General features: G+C 74.7%; 16 protein-coding genes and 1 pseudogene. 14 read left to right on the top strand and 3 right to left on the bottom strand.

Annotation, left to right across the window (positions count from 1 at the left end; genetic code table 11):
- Window positions 1-153: 153 nt before the first annotated feature.
- Window positions 154-2,832: a LuxR C-terminal-related transcriptional regulator gene (locus tag ABD331_RS35095; RefSeq protein ID WP_344484583.1), complete on the top strand. Its 2,679-nt coding sequence runs from the start codon at window positions 154-156 to the stop codon at window positions 2,830-2,832.
- An 81-nt stretch (window positions 2,833-2,913) separates the two neighbouring features.
- Here ABD331_RS35095 and ABD331_RS35100 read toward each other — a convergent pair whose 3' ends face one another.
- Window positions 2,914-3,201 (bottom strand): Dabb family protein, encoded by a 288-nt coding sequence (locus ABD331_RS35100; RefSeq protein WP_344484586.1) that lies wholly within the window; start codon window positions 3,199-3,201, stop codon window positions 2,914-2,916.
- A 90-nt stretch (window positions 3,202-3,291) separates the two neighbouring features.
- Here ABD331_RS35100 and ABD331_RS35105 point away from each other — a divergent pair, with 90 nt between their 5' ends.
- The 12 genes and pseudogenes from ABD331_RS35105 to ABD331_RS35160 all read left to right on the top strand — a co-directional run bounded on the left by ABD331_RS35105 (window position 3,292) and on the right by ABD331_RS35160 (window position 17,179).
- Window positions 3,292-5,625, top strand: a complete 2,334-nt coding sequence (locus tag ABD331_RS35105) for a nitrilase-related carbon-nitrogen hydrolase (protein WP_344485148.1) — start codon at window positions 3,292-3,294, stop codon at window positions 5,623-5,625.
- A complete protein-coding gene (locus ABD331_RS35110) occupies window positions 5,622-6,548 on the top strand; it encodes an alpha/beta hydrolase family protein (protein WP_344484589.1) in 927 nt (308 codons plus the stop codon). Before ABD331_RS35105 ends, ABD331_RS35110 begins: the two co-directional genes overlap by 4 nt.
- On the top strand, window positions 6,541-7,677 hold the full coding sequence (locus ABD331_RS35115) for an aromatic ring-hydroxylating dioxygenase subunit alpha (RefSeq protein ID WP_344484592.1): 1,137 nt from the start codon (window positions 6,541-6,543) through the stop codon (window positions 7,675-7,677). Before ABD331_RS35110 ends, ABD331_RS35115 begins: the two co-directional genes overlap by 8 nt.
- Window positions 7,674-8,372 carry a hypothetical protein gene (locus ABD331_RS35120; protein ID WP_344484595.1) on the top strand — a complete coding sequence of 233 codons (699 nt, stop codon included), beginning with the start codon at window positions 7,674-7,676 and terminating at the stop codon, window positions 8,370-8,372. Before ABD331_RS35115 ends, ABD331_RS35120 begins: the two co-directional genes overlap by 4 nt.
- Complete coding sequence (locus ABD331_RS35125; protein WP_344484598.1) at window positions 8,369-9,295, top strand: hypothetical protein; 927 nt, start codon at window positions 8,369-8,371, stop codon at window positions 9,293-9,295. The genes ABD331_RS35120 and ABD331_RS35125 overlap by 4 nt, the downstream gene beginning before the upstream one ends.
- 84 nt (window positions 9,296-9,379) lie before the next feature.
- Window positions 9,380-10,120 carry a maleate cis-trans isomerase family protein gene (locus ABD331_RS35130; protein ID WP_344484601.1) on the top strand — a complete coding sequence of 247 codons (741 nt, stop codon included), beginning with the start codon at window positions 9,380-9,382 and terminating at the stop codon, window positions 10,118-10,120.
- Between the two features lie 2 nt (window positions 10,121-10,122).
- Window positions 10,123-10,782 (top strand): hypothetical protein, encoded by a 660-nt coding sequence (locus ABD331_RS35135; RefSeq protein WP_344484604.1) that lies wholly within the window; start codon window positions 10,123-10,125, stop codon window positions 10,780-10,782.
- Window positions 10,779-11,687, top strand: a complete 909-nt coding sequence (locus tag ABD331_RS35140; RefSeq protein WP_344484607.1) for an alpha/beta hydrolase family protein — start codon at window positions 10,779-10,781, stop codon at window positions 11,685-11,687. Before ABD331_RS35135 ends, ABD331_RS35140 begins: the two co-directional genes overlap by 4 nt.
- Window positions 11,684-12,562, top strand: a pseudogene (locus ABD331_RS35145) (hydroxymethylglutaryl-CoA lyase); the annotation flags it as partial. The gene ABD331_RS35140 and the pseudogene ABD331_RS35145, both read left to right, overlap by 4 nt.
- 293 nt (window positions 12,563-12,855) lie before the next feature.
- Window positions 12,856-14,370, top strand: a complete 1,515-nt coding sequence (locus ABD331_RS35150) for a class I adenylate-forming enzyme family protein (RefSeq protein ID WP_344484609.1) — start codon at window positions 12,856-12,858, stop codon at window positions 14,368-14,370.
- Window positions 14,354-15,607, top strand: coding sequence for a DUF4437 domain-containing protein (locus tag ABD331_RS35155; RefSeq protein ID WP_344484611.1), 1,254 nt, complete (start codon window positions 14,354-14,356; stop codon window positions 15,605-15,607). Before ABD331_RS35150 ends, ABD331_RS35155 begins: the two co-directional genes overlap by 17 nt.
- A gap of 9 nt (window positions 15,608-15,616) precedes the next feature.
- Window positions 15,617-17,179, top strand: a complete 1,563-nt coding sequence (locus ABD331_RS35160; RefSeq protein ID WP_344484614.1) for an MmgE/PrpD family protein — start codon at window positions 15,617-15,619, stop codon at window positions 17,177-17,179.
- Window positions 17,180-17,186: 7 nt separating this feature from the next.
- Here ABD331_RS35160 and ABD331_RS35165 read toward each other — a convergent pair whose 3' ends face one another.
- Window positions 17,187-17,801 carry a TetR/AcrR family transcriptional regulator C-terminal domain-containing protein gene (locus tag ABD331_RS35165; RefSeq protein WP_344484617.1) on the bottom strand — a complete coding sequence of 205 codons (615 nt, stop codon included), beginning with the start codon at window positions 17,799-17,801 and terminating at the stop codon, window positions 17,187-17,189.
- 71 nt (window positions 17,802-17,872) lie between these two features.
- Between ABD331_RS35165 and ABD331_RS35170 the strand changes: the two genes are divergently transcribed.
- Window positions 17,873-19,405 carry an FAD-dependent monooxygenase gene (locus ABD331_RS35170; RefSeq protein ID WP_344484620.1) on the top strand — a complete coding sequence of 511 codons (1,533 nt, stop codon included), beginning with the start codon at window positions 17,873-17,875 and terminating at the stop codon, window positions 19,403-19,405.
- A gap of 6 nt (window positions 19,406-19,411) precedes the next feature.
- Here ABD331_RS35170 and ABD331_RS35175 read toward each other — a convergent pair whose 3' ends face one another.
- On the bottom strand, window positions 19,412-21,022 hold the full coding sequence (locus tag ABD331_RS35175) for an AAA family ATPase (RefSeq protein ID WP_344484623.1): 1,611 nt from the start codon (window positions 21,020-21,022) through the stop codon (window positions 19,412-19,414).
- Window positions 21,023-21,071 lie beyond the last annotated feature (49 nt).

Genomic DNA, 21,071 nt, shown 5'->3' on the forward strand with positions numbered 1-21,071 from the left:
CGCCGCGCCGCCGCGGGGCCGCCGCGGCGCCGCCTCCGGGCCGCCGCCGGGCCGCCGCTCGGCCGGGATCGTGCCTGAGCCGGTCACCGGAGGGTGTCATCCGCCGGTCGCCGTCCGGCGAATTGCCCACACCGATGCGGTCGAGGAGGGCTCATGGGGAGCTGGCCGTTCGTGGGGCGGGATGGGGAGCTGGACACGATCCGGGCATGCCTGGGGCCGGGCGGCGCGAGAGGGGGCGGCGCCGAGGGTGGCGGCACACAGGGCGGTGGCGCGCGGGGCGGGAGTGCGAAGGGGATCGTGATCTGCGGTGAGGCGGGCATCGGCAAGACCCGCCTGGCCAGGGAGATGCTGGCGCTGGCCGAGACGCTGGGCTGCCACACCGAGTGGGTCGCGGCCACGGCCTCCCTGGCGGCGATCCCGTTCGCCGCCGTAGCGGGCCTGCTCCCCGCCGGACAAGTCCCCGACGGCGAGGGCCTGCCGGTGCTGGCCGCGGCGGCGGCACGGGTGCGGGAGCACGGCAGGGACCGGCGCGTGGTGGTCGGGGTGGACGACGCGCACCTGCTCGACACCGGATCGGCCGCGCTGATCGGCCATCTCGCCGCCCAGCACCTGGCGTTCGTGGTGGCGACCTGCCGGGCGGGCGAGCCCGTCCCCGACACGATCACGGCGCTGTGGAAGGACGGCCAGGCGCCGTGGCTGGACCTCGGGACGCTGCCCGCGTCCGCCGTGGACCGGCTGGTGGACCACACGCTGGACGGCGACGTGGACGGGGTCACCCGCCGCCGCCTGCGCGACCTGGCGGCGGGCAACCCGCTGGCGCTGCGCGAGCTGCTGTCGGCGGCCGTGGCCGGGCAGGCGCTGCACCGGCGGCACGGCGTGTGGCACCTGGCGGGGCATTTCCGGCCGCGCGGCGCCGTCCAGCAGTTGCTGGCTGACCGGCTGCGCCCGCTCGGCGCGCGCACCCCGCTGGTGCTGGAGCTGCTGGCGTGCGGCGAGCCGCTGCCGCTGGCGCTGCTGGAGCGGCTGGTGGACGCGGCGGCGATCGAGGAGGCGGAGGCGCACGGGCTGGCCGTGTCGGAGCGGGCGGGCGAGCGCGTGCAGCTCCGGCTGGCGCACCCGCTCTACGGCGAGGTGCTGCGCGCCGGGCTGCCGGCGGGCCGGGCCAGGCAGTTGTGGTGGCGGCTGGCGGGGGCGCTGCTGGAGACGCCGCTGCGCCGCCGCGACGACCTGCTGCGGGCCGCGCTCTGGCAGGTCGAGGGCGGGGCGGTGGCGCGCGCGGACATCGTGCGGACGGGCGCGCGCCAGGCCGTGGACCGGGCTGACCTGGCGCTGGCGGAGCGGCTGGCGCGGGCCGCCGGGCAGGCCGAGCCGTGCGTCGAGGCGGACGCGCTGCTGGCGCGGGTCCTGGAGTACCGGGGTCGCAGCGCCGAGGCGGCGGCCGTGCTGCGCGAGCAGCCGCCGGCCGGGGACGAGCTGCCGGCGTGGGCGCTGGTCCGCGCCGAGACCCTGTACTGGGGCAGCGGCGACGCCCCCGCCGCGGAACGGGCGCTCGACCTGGTGCGCGGCCTGCCCGGCGAGGACCTGGCCGAGGGCATCCGGACCTGGATCCTGCTGTTCGACGGCCGCTGCGCCGCCGTACTGGAGGTCACCGAGCGGCTGCTGGCCGCGCGCTCGGCGAGCGCGCAGTCGGCCATCTGGGCCACCGCCGCCGCCACCGCCGCCGCCGGTTTCCTCGGCCGGGCCGCGGACGCCGCCGCCTATCACCGGCGCGGCCAGCACCTGGCCGAGGAGCGCCGGACGGAGCTGCCGTGGGGCGTGGTCGAGCTGAGCATCGCCCGGTCGCTAGCCCACCTGGCCATGGGTGAGCTGGACGCGGCCTGGACGGTCGCCGACGAGGGGTACCGGCAGGTGCTGTCCGGGCAGAGCCCGATGATGTCGGCCGGGCACGTCGGGCTCCGCGGGCTGGTGGAGCACGCCCAGGGCAGGCCGGACAGCGCCGGGCGTTCGCTGCGGGAGGCCGTCAGCGCGCTCGACGGCCGCGACACCTTCCGCCTCACCCACCTGTTCCTGGCGGGGCTGGCCGCCGCCACCGCGCTGGGCGGCGCGGGGGACGGCGCGCGCGGCTGGATGGAGCGCGCCGACGCGACAGGCAACGACGCCAACCGGCTGTTCGCGCCGTGGACGGTGCTGGCCGGTGCCTGGACGCTGGCGGCGGAAGGGCGGCTCACCGACGCCACGCACACCGCCGCGTACGCCGCCGACCTGGCGCGCGGCCTCGGCCTGCCCACCGTGGAGGCGTCCGCCCGGTACGACGTGCTGCGTCTCGGCGGGAACGGCGAGTGCCGGCGGCTCGACGAGCTCGACGGCGTCCTGCGCACGCCGTTCAGCGGGGCGCTGGCCGCGGCGGCCGGCGGGCTCAGGCACGGCGACGGGCAGGTGCTGTCGGCCGCGGCCGACTCGCTGGTGCGGCTCGGGCAGCAGTTGCTGGCCGCCGAGGTGGCGACGGGGGCGGTGCGGGCCTACCGGCAGGCGGGGCTGGCGGCGAGGGCGGCGATGGCGGCGGAGCGGGCGGCGGCGTTGCGGGCCGGGTGTGAGGGGGCCGTCACGCCGCTGCTCAATCATGAGAACGTCACGGCGGTGCTGACGCGGCGGGAGCGGGAGGTGGCGTTGCTCGCCGTGCATCACAGCAGCCGGGTGATCGCTGAGCGGCTGGGGTTGTCGGTGGCCACGGTGAACAACAACCTGGCCCGGGTGTACGGGAAGCTCGGGGTGGGGAACCGGGCCCGGCTCGCGGCGCTGCTCGACGCCGTTCCGCCGGGTGACGCGCCGTAAGGGGCCGGGCGGGCGACTTCGTCAGCGCCGCCCTCTGCCCCGGTGGCGCCTGCTTCGACGGGTTACGCGCGGTGGAACCGTTCAGCCGCCGGTCTCGTAGTCGACGACGGCGCGCGCGGCCAGCCGGGGGCGCAGCCAGCCGGCCAGCTCCAGGTGCGCCGGATGCTCCTGGTAGCCGCGCAGCGCCTCCGCCGAGTCGTGGACGGTGGTCATGCACAGGTCGTACGAGACCGGCGACCCGACCACGTCCAGGCCGACCGTCAGCTCCTTGATCTGCTCGACCCGCCCCCGCAGCCCTTCGAGCAGTTCCTTGGCCCTGGCCGCGTCGCCGGGGTCGGCGAACTTCATCAGCACCACGTGGGTCAGCACGGGCCGCCTCCTCTGGACATTCGCGTATGGTTCGCGAGATCCTACTTGTTGGAAACAGCGTTTCTCCAGAGGTAACAGGAGGCCGCGTTGGTGCGCGTCGCCGCGGTGCAGTACGAAGTCGGCACGGATCCGCAGGCCAACCTCGCGGCCGGGCTGCGCCTGATCGACGCCGCCGCCGGCCAGGGCGCCGAGCTGATCGTGCTGCCCGAGTTCTGCAACCACCTGTCCTGGTACGAGAGCCGCGAGCACGCCCGCGCGCTGGCCTGCCGGCACGGCGACGCGTTCCTCACCGCGATCGCCGCGCGGGCCGCCCGCCACCGCGCCCACGTCAAGCTCGGCGTCACCCTGGCCCGCCGGGACGGCCGCACCACCGGCGCGTCCCTGCTCTACGGCCCCGGCGGCGAGCTGCTCGGCGAGGCCGACAAGCAGGTGCTGATGGGCGCGGAGAACGACCACCTCGACCCGGGCGACACGGCCGGGCCCGTGGTGCGGACGGCGGTGGGGCGGCTCGGCATGTACGCCTGCATGGAGGGCGTGATCTGCGAGGTCACCCGCGGGCTGGCGCTGCGCGGCGCGCAGGTGCTGCTCAACAGCCTCAACTCCTTCGCCGTGGACGAGGCCGCCCTGCACGTGCCCGTCCGGGCGGCGGAGAACAAGGTGTGGGTGGTCGCCGCCAACAAGGTGGGGCCGCTGATCCCGGCCGATCGGCTGGCCGAGGTGAGCGCCGGGCTCGGGGTGCCGGTCGAGTGGCTGCACGGGGCCGGCGAGAGCCAGGTCGTCGCGCCGGACGGCACCGTGATGGCGCGGGGGCCGCGTACCGGTGAGGCGGTGGTCGTCGCCGACATCGACCCGCCTGCCGCCGACGCCGGGCGGGCCCGTCACTTCGCCACCCGGCGGCCGGGCCGGTACCTGCCGCTCGCCGCGCCCGGCCGCGAGCGCACCGGCCCGCCGGGGGCTCCCGCGCTTCCGGTCGCGGTGGTGCGGGGGGATGCCGGGCTGGTGCGGCGGGCCGTGGATGGAGGAGCCCGGCTGGTGGTGCTGCCCGAGGGCTCGAAGGTGACGGTGGAGGAGGCCGCGGACGCGGTGAAGGGGACGGACGCGCACGTCGTCACCGGCGCGGGCGTCCTGGTGGGGGCCGACGGAGCGATCCAGCAGGCCGATGGCGTCTACGACCTGCCCTGGGGCAGGCTGGCCGTGATCACGGGGAGCGCGGCGCGGCACCCCGAGGAGTTCAGGCTCGCCGCCCTGGCCGATGCCGACGTGGTGGCCGTGCCGTTCACCCCGGCCGAGCCCTGGGAGCTGCGCCTCGGCCTCCTGGAACGCTCGGCGGAGAACCGGCTCAACATCGTCGCCGCCGGCCAGGACGGCCCCGGCGGCCTGGCCGGGGCGATCCTCGCCCTGCCCGCCGACTTCACCCTGTGGACCAGGTGGCAGGGCCCGTTCACGGGGCAGATCAGTCACCCCATGGTGACTCATGTCAAGAACGCGGATCTGCTCGTCCAGGGCACGGTTCACCCCGCCCAGAGCGTCAACCGGCTCGTCTCGCGCGGCACCGACCTGGTCGCGGGCCGGCCGTGGCGGCTGGCGGGCGCACTCGTGGCAGGACCCAGCGAAGGAACCCCCGTGAAAGAGACCCTGCAGCACGTGGAGCAGATGCTCGACGAGTCGCCCGTGATCGACGTCACCGAGACGTTCGAGCGGCTCAAGGGCATCCTCGAAGAGCTCAAGGCCAGGATCGACGCCAGGTTCGAGCTGAGCGCCGACCCGGGCTCGCCGGGCGCGTACGGCACGCATCCGGACGGCCCCGGCGGGCGGCTGGACGCCTACGCGGGGCCGGAGATCGACTGGCTGGTGCACTCCTGGCTGGGCAACCCGGCGGCGAGCTTCGCCAACCTGCACCTGACCGCCTGGCTCGGCCCGCACATCCGGGTGCCGCACCTCGGCATCGCACTGCTCGTCTGGCCGGAGGGCTGGTTCTACCAGGACTTCATCCCCCGGGCGAGCCTCACGGCCGACGGCGGGCACTTCGACCGCTACTACGCGCCGCTGGACGCGCAGTGGCTGGCGTTCAAGGAGGAGAACCCGGACTTCGCCTGGTTCACCAGCCGGGCCGGGTTCATCCGCGCCAGCCTGTCGCCGAACGCCTACTGCTACTCCTTCCCCCGCTCCCCCGGGAACCTCGACATCGTGCGGGACCTGCTGCACGCCCGGGTCGGGCGGTGGCTGGAGTGGGTGGACGAGGCGGAGCCGGTGCCGGAGGGCGAGCGGGCGGCGCTGGCGGCGGCCGATCTGGCGGTGCGCCGCAACATCGCCGAGCGTGACCCGGCCAACGTGATGGGCGTGCGTTACTTCGGGCAGGAGCTGACGGACCGCCTGGTGCGGGGCTTGTGGGGCGGCGACCGCACCCTGCCGAGGCCCTCATGACGGCGTCCGAGCCGGTGGTGCGGTCGTTGTGGTGGGCCGCCAAGACCGGCGGCGAGCCGCCCTTCGACACCGCCCACCTCAAGGTCCACTACCCCGCCGCCCCCGGCGGCGACCGCCTGACCGGCGTCTTCCCCCCGCACAGCGGCCCGTACCCGGTGGTGCTGTTCGTCTCGGGCATCAACGTCGGCCAGGACGCCTACCGCTGGCTGGCCGTCGAGATCGCGAGCGCCGGCTTCGTCTGCGTGACGTTCGACCGGGTGGGCGAGCTGTTCGGCGGCGAGCACGGCCTGACCCCCGGCGTGGACCTCGGCGCCGCCGCGCCGGCCGCGTACGGCACCCGCCCGACCTGCCCCGCCATCGGCGCGGTGCTGGAGTCGCTGGCCGGGATCGAGCTGCTGAAGGGGGTGCTCGACCTCGGCACGGTGGCGCTGGGCGGGCATTCGGCGGGCGGGTCGGTGGTGCTGCAGTCGGCCCGCCACTTCCCGCAGGTGCGGGCGGTGTTCGCGTACGGCGCGCACACCATGGTGGCGACCATGCTCGGCTGGCCGCCGGGAACCGTCCTGCCCGCCCAGGTGGACTGCCCCGTCCTGCTGTCGGTCGGCACCCGCGACGGCGTGATCTCGGGCAGCGCCGACCGCTACGGCCAGGAGGGCCACGGCCACGACCCGGTCACCCGTACCTTCGAGGAGGCTCTGAGCGGCGGCGAGCACCTGCTGGCCGTCCTGGAGGGCGCCAACCACTTCGCCGTCGCCGACCCCGTGGATCCCACGGCGGCGCGCGCCTTCCTCGACCTGCCCGCCACCGCCGACCGCCGCCCCGAGCTGGCCAGGCTGATCACCTCCTTCCTGCGCGCCCACCTGCACGGTGACGCGCGGGCGCGCGCGGTGCTGGACGGGCTCGACCTCAGGAGGAGCCATGCTTAAGAACTTCTGGTACGCCCTCGAGTTCGGCCATGCCGTGGAACGCAGGCCGCGCAAGGTGAGGTGTCTCGGCCAGGACTTCGTCCTGTGGCGGCGCCGCGACGGGCAGGTGGCCGTGCTGTCGGACCTGTGCGTGCACCGGGGCGGCGCCCTGTCGATGGGCACGCTGGCCGGCGAGGACCGGATCGCGTGCCCGTACCACGGCTGGGAGTACGAGCCGGACGGCACCTGCGTGAAGATCCCGGCCAACCCGCCGGGGCGCGGCATCCCGAAGAAGGCGCGGGTGGACGCCTATCCGAGCGTGGAGCGTTACGGCCTGGTCTGGGCGTTCCTGGGCGACCTGCCCGAGGAGCGGCGCCCGCCGATGCCGCACTTCCCCGAGCACGACGACCCGGCCTTCCGCGCCGTCTACTGGGAGACGACGGTGGAGGCGAACTACGAGCGCACGATGGAGAACGTCGTGGACGCCGCGCACACGCCGTTCGTGCACGGCACCGCGTTCGGCAACCCGGACCGGCCGGAGATCCCCGACTTCGAGGTGACGCAGGACGAGTGGCAGGCGGAGGCCGACATCCTGCTCAGCCCGCCGCCGCCGAAGGGCCTGTGGGGGCTGCTGCGCTCGGGGGTGCGGCCCGAGCACGTGGTGGTCACCAACGGCTGGTACCTGCCGAACATCGTCAAGCTGCACGTGCGGCTGCCGTTCGGCGACCTCATCCTGTACGACCACAACATCCCGCTCACGCAGGGCCGCACCCAGGTCAAGATCGTCGGCTACCGGAACTTCTTCACCGGCAGGTGGGCCGACGGCAACGCGCTCAAACGCATCGGCCGGATCTTCGAGCAGGACCGCCCGGTGGTGGAGTCGCAACGGCCCGAGCTGCTGCCGTTCGACCTGTCGGCGGAGCTGCACATCCGCAGCGACGCCCTCCAGGTCGCCTACCGGCGGCGGCGCGAGCAGCTCATCAAGGACGGCTGGTGGGTGGGCGGCGACGACGTGGTGACGGGCGACGTGCCGCGCCGCCAGGCCACCGTCATCCCCTCTCCGGCCCGCCGAGAGAACCCCGAGCTGGCCCGCGCCTGGGTGCACAAGACCCGCGGCACCGGCGCCGAATCCGAGGAGGAACAGCCGTGAGCCTGCCCGCCACGCTGAGCGAGCACACCCTGGACCGCCTGGCCGCCGCGCTGGGCCTGCGGGTGGCCGAGGACCTGCCGCTGTCCTCGCCGATGTCGCCCGCGCCGGTCGGCCGCCTGCGCGTCCTGCGCCCGGCCGCCGAGCCGGACGTGGACAAAGTCGTCGCGGTGTCGCTGGTGGTGCCGCCGATCGGCCTGGACAGCCACATGATCTTCGCGTTCACCCGCCCCGGCTCCGCCGTCCCGCACTTCACGCTGGACGCGGTCGCCTCGGCCGACCACCACGCCATGCACCTGGACCTGATCCCCCGCGCCGATCTCGCCGTCCACCTCGACTACCTCGACGCCTGCTTCCTGCCGCTCACCGAGCCGCTGGAGAGCGCCTGGCGCCTGGACGGCCTGTCGCCGGCGGCGGTCGGCCCCCGGCAGCGGGCCATGATGTCGCCCTGGATGCTGGTCTGCCGCGCCACCGAGGAGGCGTTCGCCAAGCTCGGCCCCACCGTGGACACCTACCTCGACCACTGGCTGCGCCTGCTGGCCTCGGGCGTCCCGCCGGCCGGCGAGGACCCGGCCGCCCGCGACCGCGCCAGCAGGGCGAACCTGTTCTCCCCCGAGGTGGACCCCGTCTGGCACCAGGTGACCAGGCTGCTGGGCGAGGAGCAGGCCGAGCGCGTGCGCGGGGAGTTACTGTCATGAGCGGGCCGAGCGAGTGGCAGCAGCGCATCCAGGGCGAATGGCACGGCCGCCCGTCCCTGTTCGACGCCACCGGCGCCTGGCGGGGGTACGAGGACATCCGCCGCTCCTCGGTGTTCGACGACGGTACGGTCACGTACTTCATGGACGGCGGCCTGGAGGGCGGCGGCCCGCTGGCCGGCCGGTTCAAGCTGGGCGCGCCGTTCGCGTTCGGCGTGACCGACGCGGGCGGCGACCGCCTCTACACGGGCCCCGACTTCTACGGCGCGGGCACCCCGTACGGGGGCTTCGTGGACGCCCGCTACTACGGGCCCGGCTGGCAGGTGGACCTCAACACCTGGAACCAGACGATCGGCGACACCCAGGTGTACTCGTCGCTGCTGTTCCAGGGCCCGGCCGTGGTGGGCTGCTTCAACGGCCTTTACACGCGCGACCCCGCCCAGGTCGCCGGCTGGCTGCGCGACGAGACCGTCAACGGGCCGGTGCCGTTCATCCTGCCCACGAAGGACGCCGGCGCGTACGGCGGCGACTGCGAAGTGTTCGGCCCGGACCGCAAGCCGCGGGGCACCGTGCGGGTCACCGTCGAGCTGAAGCCGATCGACCTGCTCAGGACCCGCCACCACGTCACCTGGACGGGCGCGCTGGAGCGCCGCCACACCGTGGAGGTGCGCAGGGACGGGTTCCGCTCCTTCTGTGAGGGGCCTGGCGCGTGGGGCAACGCGCAGGCGTACGGGCGGGCGAGCTACCCCAGCCTGCACTTCGCGGACGGGACGCGGCTGGCCGGGCGCGAGTTCATGATGGACGCCACGCCCGGCATGGGCGCGGGCACCACCCTGGCCGTGGCCTACGAACTGTTCGAGGGCAACGCGCTCGCCGCCGTCCTGCACGGGGTGCTGACATGGTCACCGTCCTGCACGGGGTGCTGACATGGTCACCGTCCTGCTGCCGCGCGACCTGAAGCCGCGCTCGCGGCGCGCGCTGGCCCCGTTCACCGATCGGAAGGTGCTGCCATGACCGACGCGCTCGGCTGGCGCCGCAAGTTCGGCGTGCTCGCCCCGTCCACGAACACCATCGTCGAGCCCGACTTCTACCGCATGACCGTGCCGGGCGTGACGGCGCACTTCAGCCGCATCCACATCCGCGACCAGAGCATGGCCGGCGACGAGGGCATGGAGCGGCTGCTGGAGCAGATCCGCGCCGAGATCGGCGCGGCCTGCGAGCGGGTGCTCACCTGCGAGCCCGACTACATGGTGATGGGCATGTCGGCCGAGACGTTCTGGGGCGGCGCCGAGGGGAACCGGCAGTTCGTCCGGCAGATCCGTGGCCTGACCGGCCTGGAGGTCGCCACCGGCGCCGAGGCGTGCGAGCGGGCGCTGCGGCTGTACGGGGCGCGCCGCATCGGCGTCGTCACCCCCTACCAGCCGGTCGGCGACGAGAACGTGGTGCGGTTCTTCTCCGAGATCGGCTTCGAGGTGATCGCCATCAAGGGGCTGAAGTGCCCCACGGCGGTGTCGATCGCGCACGTCACCGAGGCGGAGCTGCGCGAGGCCGTCAAGGAGGTCGCCACCGGCGCCGACGCGGTCGTGCAGTGCGGCACCAACCTGTCGATGGTCGGCCTGGCCGACGAGGCGGAGCGCTGGCTCGGCCTGCCCGTCATCGCCATCAACGCCGCCACCTGGTGGATGGCCCTGCGCGAGAACGGCATCGACGACCGGGTGCACGGCGCCGGCAGCCTGTTACGGGAGCACTGAACATGGACTACCCGCTGGCTCTCGCGCTCGTCGACTTCCTGCCCGTGCTGGCGATGGCGGCCGGGATCGCGCTGCTCGTGCCGTACACCGCCCGCGCCGCCGGGCCGCTCGCCGGGCGGGCGGCGCTGGCCGGGGGTGTGCTGGTGGTGCTCGGCGGGCTGCTCAAGGCGGTGTGGAAGCTGCTGGTGGCGGCGGGCGGGCCGGACGTGGCCTGGCTGGCCGGGGTGCAGTTCTACCTGTTCGGGCCGGGGTTCGCGCTGCTGGCGTGGGCGGTGCTGACCGTCCGCAGACCTGGGCCGCCGTTCTGGGCGCTGGGCGGCTTCGCTCTGGCGGGCGTCGCGGGTGCGCTCGCCAGCGGCGCCACCTGGCCGCTGCTGATCGTGACCACCGTCTGCGCCACGATCCTCGGGGTGCGGCTGCTCCTGCTGTCCCGGCAGCCCGCCGGGCGGGCGCTGTTCGGCTTCAACCTGCTCGGCACGTACGTCATGGGGCTGCTCGCCTCACGCCCCGAGCAGACCATCGCCCTGCAGTGGGTGGAGGAGACGCTCAACACGCTCACCTGGACGGCCTTCGCCGTGGCCGTCCTGCGGCTGACGCGGGAGGACGTCCCCGCCGACGACCGCTCCGAACTGACAGGAGAGAAGCCATCGCCACTTCAGTGAGGCGGCTGATCGCCGCCGTCGCCCTCGCCGCCGCCGCCCTCGTCGTCCCCGCCTCCCCCGCCGGGGCCGCGCCCGCGTGGGTGAGCGCGTACGAGATCCAGATCGGCGCGGACCCCGCGACCGTCTACCTGCCGCCCGGCAGGACCGAGCTGCCCGTCGCGCTGCTGCTGCAGGGCGGGAACGTGCCCAGGGAGAGCTACGGCGGCTTCGCCAGGACGGTCGCCGGGTTCGGCTTCGCCGTCGCGGTGCCCGACCACCGGCGGGCCGTCGGGCCGGTCAGCGGGCTGTACCCGGAGAGCGCGCAGCTCGCCGCCACCGTGACGTGGGCCGCGCAGGAGAACGCGCGCGCGGGCTCGCCGCTCGCCGGACGGCTCGACGCCGACCGGCTGGTGCTGCTCGGGCACTCCTTCGGGGCCGCGGCCGGGCTGTTCGCCGTCGGGAACGCGTGCGTGCCGCCGTTCTGCTTCGGCCCCGTCTACCAGCGGCCCGCCGCGCTGCGCGCCGCCGCCTTCTACGGCGCCGCCACCGCCACGCAGGGCGGCCCCGTGGTGCCCGTGGCCAACGCCGGGGTGCCCGTCGCGCTCGTCCAGGGCAAGGTGGACGGCGTCAACCCGCCCGCCGCCGCGCGCGCCACCTACGACGGGCTGTCGTCGCCGCCGAAGGCGTACGTCACCGTGCACGGCGCCAACCACTACGGCGTCACCGACACGCAGACGCCCGCGGGCGCCCTGCCCGACCCCTCCGCGCAGACCGTCGCGCAGGACGCCGGCATCGACGCCGCCGCCAGGTGGAGCGCGCTGTTCCTGCGCGCCTCGCTGGGCGACGCGCTCGCCGCTGCCTACGTGTACGGCTTCGGCGACGCCTCCGACGACGGCGTCACCGTCGTGTCGGTGCGCGGCACATGAGCTCGGTGACCGTGGTGGAGGTCGGGCCGCGCGACGGGCTGCAGAACGAGCCGGTCCTGCTCGGCACCGACGACAAGGTCGCCTACCTCGAGGCCCTGGCCGGGGCGGGGCTCACCAGGATCGAGGCGGTCAGCTTCGCCCACCCGCGCCTGGTCCCGCAGCTGGCCGACGCCGAACAGGTGATGGCCAGGGTGCCCAGGCGCGACGGCCTGTCGTACATCGGGCTCGTGCTCAACGCGCGCGGCCTCGACCGGGCGCTCGGCGCGGGCGTGAACGAGGTGAACGTCGTCCTGGTCGCCACCGGGACCTTCTCCCTGCGCAACCAGAACATGACCGTCGCCGAGGCCCTGACCTCCTTCTCCGCCATCGCCGCCCGCGCCTGCGGGGTGCGGGTGACCGCCACCATCGGGGCCGCCTTCGGCTGCCCCTTCGAGGGAGAGGTCCCCGCCGAGCACGTGGCCGAGCTGGCGTGGCGGTGCGCCGAGTCGGGGGCGGACGAGATCGCGCTCGCCGACACCATCGGGGTGGGGGTTCCCGCGGACGTCCGGCGGCTGGTGGCCGCCGTGCGGGAGCGCACCTCGCTGCCGTTGCGGTTCCACTTCCACAACACCCGCAACACCGGCTACGCCAACGCGCTGGCCGCCGTGGAGGCGGGGGCTTCCGCGCTGGACGCCAGCAGCGGCGGGATCGGCGGGTGCCCGTTCGCGCCCACCGCCACCGGGAACATCGCCACCGAGGATCTGGCGTACGCGTTGCGCAGGTCCGGGGTGGGGACGGGGGTGCGGGTCGATCGGCTGGTCAGCGCCGCGTCCTTCGTCGGGGAACGGCTCGGGAGGCAGGTTCCGGCGCTGCTCGGCCGCGCGGGCGACTTCCCACCCCCCACGGCCACGGCCGCTCCGCCGTCGCACCACACGCAAGGCAGCGTCCCAACACAGCACGCGCAAGGCACCCCGCCGTCGCACCACGCGCAAGGCACCGTCCCAACACAGCACGCGCAAGGCACCCCGCCATCGCAGCACGCGCACGGCGCCGCTCCTGCGCAGCACGGCTCCGGGCCAGGGCAGGCACGGGGGCCAGGGGCGGGGCACGCCCCGGAGCCCGAGGCCGGGCAGGCGTGGGAGGCGCGAGCGGGGCAACGGGGGGCGGGTTTTGGGCGGGGGGCCGTCGGGTGACGGTGCGGCTCTCGATCGCGGGCGGCATCCGCGAGGTGGCCGCCGCCTCCCCCGACGTCGTGGCCGTGGTGGACGGCGACCGGCGGCTGACCTACCGCGGCCTCGACGACCGTTCGAGCCGCCTGGCCACCGCCCTGCTGGCCGCCGGACTGCGCAGGGGCGAGCGGGTGGCGGTCCTGCTGGGCAACCGCCTCGAATATCCGGAGGTCGCGGCGGGCATCGCGAAGGCGGGCCTGGTGATGGTCCCGCTCAACCCCCGCTCCACACCTCCGGAGACCGCGTACGTGCTGGGCCACTCCACCGCCCGGGCCCTCATCGCCGACCAGGCGCACGCCACCGCCCTCGAAGGCCTCACGATGCCGCCCGTGACGTGGTGCCTGGGCGGCGCGGGCCTCGGCCCGTCGTACGAGGCGGCCCTGGCCACGGCGGGGGCCGCCGACCCGCGGATCGCCGCCGGCGACCTCGACCCGTTCTGCGTCGCCTACACCTCGGGCACCACCGGCAGCCCCAAGGGCGTGGTGATCAGCCACCGCTCCCGCTGCCTCACCTTCTACGCCTCCGCCCTGGAGTGGGGCTTGGGCCCGGGCCGCCGGACGATCGCGGTGGCCCCCATGTACCACGGCGCGGGTTTCGCGTTCGGCTACGCGCCGCTCTGCACGGGCGGCACCGTGGCGATGCTGCGGTCCTGGGACCCGGAGCGGCTCCTGGCGATGATCGAGCGGGAGCGCGCCCAGTCGGTGTTCCTCGTCCCCACGCACGCCCACATGCTGCGCGCGCTCGGCCCCGCCGCGCTGCGCGCGCACGACCTGTCCTCGCTCGACACCCTGTTCTTCAACGCGGCGGCGCTGCCGGGGCCGCTCAAGGAGTGGGTGCTGGACGCGTTCCCCGGCGTCGGCGTGCACGAGCTGTACGGCTCCACGGAGGCGGGCATCGTCACCGACTGCCGGCCCCCGGACGCCCGCCGCAAGCTCGGCTCCGTCGGCCGCCCCTGGTTCATGACCGAGATCAGGATCGTGGACGGCGACGGCAACCCGGCCTCGCGCGGCGAGCTGTTCAGCCGCTCCCCGTTCCTGATGAACGGCTACCTCCGCGACCCCGCGGCGACCGCCGCCTGCACCACCCCCGACGGGTTCCTGACCAGCGGCGACATCGTCGAACGCGACGACGAGGGCTTCGTCTACGTCGTCGACCGCAAGAAGGACATGATCATCTCGGGTGGCGTGAACATCGCGCCGCGCGAGGTCGAGGAGGTTCTGGCCGCTTTCCCGGGCGTGGCGGAGGCGGCGGTGGTCGGCCTGCCTGACGAGCGGTGGGGCGAACGGGTCACCGCGTTCGTGGTCGCCCTGCCCGGCGCCCGGCTGGAGCCTGCGGCGCTGGTCGCGCACTGCCGTACCCGGCTGGGCGGGCCCAAGGTGCCGCGGACGGTGGAGCTGGTCGAGGCGTTACCGAGGAACGCCGCGGGCAAGATTCTCAAGCGCGCGTTGAAGGAGAGGCATGCGCCCCCACGTTGAAGTGATCCACGAGGACGACTACATCTGGCACGCCGCCGAACTGGCCGGCGGCGAGGGCCGCGCCAGCGAGCGGCGGCTGTCGGTGGACGAGGAGGACGGCTCCTGCTCCCTGCGCGTGGACTTCCACACCCGCTGGGGCCGCGGCCCCGGCATCCACCACGCCACCACCGAGTTCTACGTGCTGGACGGCTCCATGACGTACGGGGGGCGGCGCATCGGCGCGGGCGGCTACCTGTACCTGCCCAAGGGGGTGCCGGCCGACGCGGTCACGTTCGCTGAGGGCACCAAGGTGCTGCACTACAGGGAGTACGGCGACGCCGGCTTCGACCCGGTGGACGGCCCCGGCGCGCCCCGCTGGGAGGGCGCCCGCGAGGACGTCATCGTCGTCGACTCCGCCGCGATGACCTGGGACGCGGTGCCCAACCCCGGGCCGATGCCCGGCCTGTTCATCAAGTACCTGCACGTCGATCCGGTCACCGGGTTCTACACGCGGCTCGTGCACGCGCAGGAGGGGTGGGCCGATCACCGGCTGGCGCACCATCCCTGCTACGAGGAGGCGTACACGGTGCAGGGGTTGATGGAGTACAACTTCGGCACGCTGGATCTGGGGACGTACTTCTTCCGTCCCGCCCGCGTCAAGCACGGCCACTTCACCTCCCTGGAGGGCGGCGCCACGTGGCTGCTGCGCTCCGACGGCGAGCTGTACAACTGGTACACCGAGAACTCCTGGGTGCGGTGGGGCGGCGAGTCCATCAACTGGGGGCCGGGCGAGGGGCGCACGCGCTTCTCCCAGTCGGCGCACGACCTCGGACGGGGGTCCACGCGGCGCAGTGACCACGATCGGGAGTTGCTGAACGCGTCGCTGGGCTTCGCGCGCTCGCAGGGGGCGACGGACTCCGACTGGTTCCCGCCCGGCCACGGCCCCGACCCTAGCCTGGTGGCCATCGCCAAGGCCATGGACGCCGCCCGCCTCCAGGGCGGCCACGCCGACCACGGGCACTCGCACTCGCACGGGCATGAGCACACGCACGGACCCGGGCACTCGCACGAGGCTGCGCACGCGCGCGGGGAGTGGGGTGCGGGTCCGGCCGAGCTGGAGCACGCGCACGAACGCGACTCGCACAACTGGGGCCAGGGCCGCCCCTGGAAGCCGGGCGACCCGGTGCCCGCCCCCATCATCTCCACCCTTCCGGTACGCAGCCGTTCCCGCGGACGATGGGACGGCGACGGCATGTGAGGAGAACGGATGACGTACGTGCGGCGGCTGGCCGAGTTCGCGGTCGCGTGCAGGGACGGGGAGCTGCCGGCGGCGGTGCGTGAGGACGTGCCGGGCCGGGTGCTCGACGTGCTCGGCAACTGCCTGGCCGCCTACGCCGACCCGGACGGCGACGCCGCCCCTGCGGTGCTGCGCGCCGTGCGGCGGTGGGGCGGCAGCGGCGAGGCGACCGCGATCGGGAGCGGTGACCGGCTGCCCGCCCCGTCGGCGGCGCTCGTCAACGGCACCCTCGCGCACGCGCTCGACTTCGACGACACGCACCTGCCGTCCGTGCTGCACCCGAGCGCGTCCGTGATACCGGCGGCACTGGCGGCGGCCCAGAGCATGGGCGCCTTCCGCGCGGCACCGGCAACACCCCAGAACACACGCCCGTCCAAGGCGCCCTTTCCCGGTGCGCACCCTCCCGGAGCGCACCTATCCGGGACGTACCCTCCCGGAGCGCACCCGTCCGGAGCGGAACCGATCGCGGCGGGGTTCGGTCCGTCCGGGGGTGAGCTGATCGCGGCGGTGGCGGCGGGCGTGGAGGTGTGCGGGCGGCTCGGCATGGCGTCCTACCTGCCGCAGGAGCGCAACTCGCGCTTCTTCGAGCAGGGCCAGCACGCCACCTCCATCTGCGGCACCCTCGGCGCCGCCGTCGCCGCCGGGCTGCTGTTCGGGTTGACGGCCGAGGGAATCGCGGACGCGGTAGGGGTGGCGGCGTCGATGGGCGCCGGGCTGATCGAGGCCAACCGCACGGGCGGGACGGTCAAGCGGGTGCACTGCGGCTGGGCCGCGCACGCCGGGGTGTCGGCGGCGGTGCTGGCCGCCGAGGGGCTGACGGGGCCGCCGACGGTGCTGGAGGGGCGGTTCGGGTTCTTCCAGGCGTGGCTGGGCGGCCGGTACGACGCCGAGGCGCTGCTGTCGGGGCTGGGTGAGCGGTGGGAGCTGCTGCGTACCGTGTACAAGCCGTACCCGACCAACCATTTCACCCACCCGGTCATCGACTGCGCGCTGGCGTTGCGGCGCGGCGGGCTGGGTCCGGCGCGGATCGCCGAGATCGCGGAGATCGAAGTGGGGGTGCCCGCGCCGGTGTTGCGGACGATCGCGGAGCCGTGGGAGGAGAAGGTCCGGCCGCGCTCGCCGTACCACGCGAAGTTCTCCGCCCCTTACACGGTGGCCGCCGCGCTGCTGGGCGGGGGCGGGCTCGGGCTGGCGCTGGAGGACTTCGCCGCGCTGGAGCCTGCGCGGCTGGAGCTGGCGGGGCGGGTGCGGTGCGTGGCCGACGAGCGGGCCTCGGAGATCTTCCCGACGGCGTTCGCGGCGGTGGTGCGGGTGCGGCTGCGTGACGGCTCGACGCTGGAGCATCGGGTGGACTCCTCGCGTGGCGGGCCGGAGCATCCGCTGTCGGCGGCGGAGCTGGAGACGAAGTTCCGCTCCAACGCGGGCCGGGCGCTGCCGGAGGATCGGGTGGGCGAGTTGGCGGAGGCGGTGCGGAAGCTGGGGGCGGGGGGCACGGCGGACGACGTCCTGGCGCGGGCCGTGCGGGCGTCGTAGCCGGACGTCAGGCGGGACGGGTCGCGGCGAGGCCGGCCAGCAGGACGCCCAGCGCGTAGCGGAAGTCGTCGGCCACCGTCGCACCGGCCGTGTGACGCTCCCGCAGCCCTCGCGCCATGAGCGGGAACGGGATCGCCGCGATGGCAGCGACCTCATCGTGGTCATGGGGCCGGCTCTGGTCCTCGACGGCACGCCCGAGGATGAAGTGGACCAGCACCCCGGCGGCCCGGGTGGCGTCGGCGAGCGGATAGCCCGCCCGGTGCAGCACCTCCACCGTGCGCTCGGCGAACTCCCCCAGCGACCGCGCCACCCGCAGGTCCGCCCCGAGCGCGATGCGTGGCCCGTCGCGGTGGCTGAGCAGCGCGCCGTGCAGGGCGAACCCTGCCTCCTCCAGCCACGCCAGCCAGGGCGCGCCGGGTGGTGGGAGTTCGGCGAGCACCGGTGCGACGATGGCGTCGGTCATGTGGTCGAGCAGTGCCCGCTTGCCGCTGAAGTGCCAGTACAGCGCGGGCGCCTTGACCCCGAGGCGGGTCGCGAGGCCTCTGACGGTGAGCTTGTCGAGGCCGTCGGCCTCCACCAGTTCCAGTGCCGCACGCACCGCCGTCCGCACATCGATGGGCATCGGTTCACTCCTTGACGTCCTTAACTTGTTAAAGGCATGCTACTCCCTTAACAAGTTAAGGAGGCGTTGTCGTGGACGCTGATGTGATCATCGTCGGAGCGGGCCCGGTGGGGTTGCTCCTGGCCGCCGAGCTCCGCCTGGGCGGCGTCCGTCCGGTCGTGATCGAACGGCTGGACAAGCCCGGCGAGGAGCAGAAGGCGCGCGGCATCGGCCCGCTCGCCACCGAAGCGCTGTGGCGGCGCGGGCTCGGGCCGCTGCTGGAGCAGGCGCAGCCCGGCGGCGCACGGGATCTCGCCAGGGACCACGGGAGCAGCCGCGGGCACTTCGCGAACATCCACAAGCTCGTTCCGGACGGGCGACGGCCCGGCACGCAGATCTGGCAGCCGGAGCTGGAGCGGATCCTGAGCGGGCACGCCGAGGCGCTGGGGGTGGCGATTCTGCGCGGGCATCGCCTGGTCGCGCTCGACGACGACGGCGGTGCGGTCGCCGTCGTCGTGGCCACCGGGCGGGGGGAACGCCGCCTGCGCGCGCCCTTCCTGGTGGGCTGCGACGGTGGCCGGAGCACGGTCCGTAAGCTCGCCGGCTTCGCGTTCCCCGGAACCCCGGCGCTGCTGCGGACGATCGCGGCCCGGGTGCGGTTCGCCGGCGACATCCCAGCCGCGGGCCGGTACGAGAGCGGCACGTTCATGCGCGGCGGCACCATGGCGGGCGTCTGCGAGCCCGCGCAGGCCGACGAGCCGGGCGGCACGGTGGCGGCGGGCGGACCGGGCAGCACGGTGGCGGCGGGCGGACCGGGCGGCACGGTGACCGGCGGTGAGCCGACCGCCGACGAGCCGCACCGCCCGGTGACCGCAGGTGAGCTGGCCGCCGCGATCCGCCGCGTCACCGGCGCCGACGTGGTCATCGAGGAGATCCACGACGGCCGCCGCTTCGGCGACCAGGCACGCCAGGCCGACACCTACCGTCACGGCCGCGTGCTCCTGGCGGGCGACGCCGCCCACGTGCACTCCCCCAGCGGAGGCCAGGGCCTGAACCTCGGCCTGATGGACGCGATGAACCTCGGCTGGAAGCTGGCCGCCGTCATCCGCGGCGACACCCCGGAGACTCTCCTCGACACCTACACCACCGAACGGCACCCCGCGGGCGAGGCCGTCCTGCGCAACACCCGGGCGCAGTCCGCGCTGCTGGCGCCCGGCCCGCACGTCGGCGCGCTGCGGGACGTCATCGAGGAGCTGATGGACCTCCCGGCCGTCAACCGCTACTTCACCGAACTGCTGTCCGCGGTGAACCTGCGCTACGAGCTCCCCTACCCCGCGCGGGACCAGGCCGGGCGGCACTGTCCCGACCTGGAGGTGGTGTCCGGCGGCGGCGCGGTGTCGCGGCTGCACGAGCACATGCGCGCCGGCCGCGGCCTGCTCCTGCTCACGCCCGGGACGCGGGACCTCGCCCGGTACGCGGCCGGCCGGGTGGAGGTGGAGGTGGCAACCGCCGTGACGGGCATGGACGCGCTGCTGCTGCGTCCCGACGCCGTCATCGCCTGGACGGGGGACGACCGCGCCTCGCTCACCGTCGCTCTGGACACCTGGTTCGGCGAGCCCCGGTGAACCCGGTCACCCGACGAGGTGGCCGGTGACCGCCGTGGAGCGGGCCGGGCGGCGGCGTTCGCGCAGGTGGTCGTCGAGGGCCAGCGCGCGGCGGAGGGCGGGCAGCGCGGCGGCGTGGTCGCCCGCCTGGGCGTGCGCCTGGCCGAGGCGGCGGTAGGCCAGGCATTGGACGCCGGCCGCGCCGAGCCGTTCCGCGGCGAACACGGCGGCCTGCCAGACCTGGACGCGCTCGTGCACGTGCCCGCGGCGGCGCAGCATCTCGTCCATCGACCAGGCGATCCGCCAGGTGTCCTCGTTGCGGTCGTGGTCGGCGGTCCAGCGCAGGAGGGTCAGGAGGCAGTCGTGTTCGGCGTCGAACCACTCGAGGGCGGCGTCGTCGGTGGTCAGCGGGGTGAGGTCCACGCCGCGCGCCGGGGGGTTCATGGAGATCGGCTGGGCCAGCGGAGCCAGGGTGAGCTCGCCTCGGTGGGCGGTGTGCAGGTAGTGGTCGGTCAGGCGGCGCAGCGCGGTGGCCGAGGAGGTGGGGTCGGCGTGCTGGAGCGCGTACCGGCGGGCCAGGTCGTGCATGCGGTAGCGGCCCGGTCGGTGCTGGGTCGCCAGGTGGGCGGCCTCCAGCAGGCGCATCAGGGTACGGGTGCGCGCGGCGGGGACGGCGGCCAGCGACGCGGCGGCGGCGAGGCTGACGTCGGGGACCGGGGCGGGGCCGAGGGCCAGGAACAGGCGCTTGGCGTCGTCGGCGAGGGTGAGGCAGGAGGCGTCGAAGGCGACTCGGAGGCTCGGGCCGATCTCGCTGGGGGTGATCTCGCTGGGGCCGGTCTCGGTGGGGGTGAGGTCGCGGGTGGGCTGCCGGGTTGCGGCGGCGCGGAGTTCGGACGTGAGCGCGTCCAGGGGAAGGTGCGGCCGGGCCGCGACGCGGGCGGCCACGAGGGTGAGGGTCAGCGGCAGTCCGGCGCAGTGCGGGACGAGGTCGCGCACCACGTGCGCCCGGCTCATCCCGACCGTACGGACGAGCAGCCGCGACGCCTCCTGCTCGCTCAGCCCTTCCAGCGGCAGCACCTCGAGCGCCAGCCCCTCAGACGGCGGCCCCTCAGACGGCGGCCCCTCAAGAGGCGGCAACTCGCGACTGCTCGTGAACGCCCGGCGGCTGGTCACGATCACCGGGCAGGAGGCGGTGCCGGGCAGCAGCGGCTCGACGTGGCCGGGGGAGGCGGCGTCGTCGATCAGGACGAGCATGCGACGCCCGCTCATCATGCTCCGGTACAACGCGACCTGGGCATCCGGCGAGGCGGGGATGGTGCGGGGGTCGGCGCCGAGGGAGAGGAGGAAGCCGCGCACCGCCTCCTGCGCCGTCACGGGCGGGGCGACGGGGTCGAAGCCGCGCAGGTCCACGTAGAGCTGCCCGTCAGGGAAGAGCCCCGCGTTGCGGTGTGCCCAGTGCAGGGCGAGTGACGTCTTACCGACTCCCCCCGCCCCCACGATCAAGACCACCGGCACGGCGCCGGGCATCGCAAGGGCGGCGTCGAGCCGCCCCAGCTCCGCCTCCCGCCCCACGAACGACTCGCCGCCGGGCCCACCAGGCAGCCGCCCGTGCTGCTCGGACCACATGTGCGTGCCCAATGCGACCTCTCGCCCCGATCGTCCACCTGCCGATGAAAGATCGACTGTA

It is taken from the genome of Nonomuraea monospora, from assembly GCF_039531895.1.
GTDB lineage: Bacteria > Actinomycetota > Actinomycetes > Streptosporangiales > Streptosporangiaceae > Nonomuraea > Nonomuraea monospora.